Origin of the sequence: Corynebacterium sp. HMSC055G02 (assembly GCF_001809065.1) — a bacterium.
Classification (GTDB): domain Bacteria; phylum Actinomycetota; class Actinomycetes; order Mycobacteriales; family Mycobacteriaceae; genus Corynebacterium; species Corynebacterium jeikeium_D.
The window spans coordinates 1-239 of the sequence record NZ_KV795667.1 but is presented as its reverse complement, the minus strand read 5'-3'; the positions used below and the strand labels follow the sequence as shown (position 1 = coordinate 239).

General features: G+C 58.6%; 1 pseudogene. It reads right to left on the bottom strand.

Features of this window, described 5'->3' with window-relative positions:
* Positions 1-239, bottom strand: a pseudogene (locus HMPREF2547_RS07950) (IS256 family transposase); the annotation flags it as partial.

Here is a 239-nt window from a genome sequence, read left to right as displayed (position 1 = left end):
CCTGCCGCGATGCGCGTCGGCGATGCGTTTGAGCTGGGCGTTGACGCCGCCTTCCAGACTGTTGGTTGTTGATGCCCAGCGCTGTGGTTCGAGTGCTTCTGGTGGTGGCTGCAGGTAGGTAAACAGCCAGTTATTGCGCGATAGGTGCAGCAGTGAGTTGTATGCCTTGCGAACTCGCAGGTGGGTCCATTCCCACTGGTTGTTGAGGGTGCGGCGTTCTTTGGGGAGGGGTGTTTTTT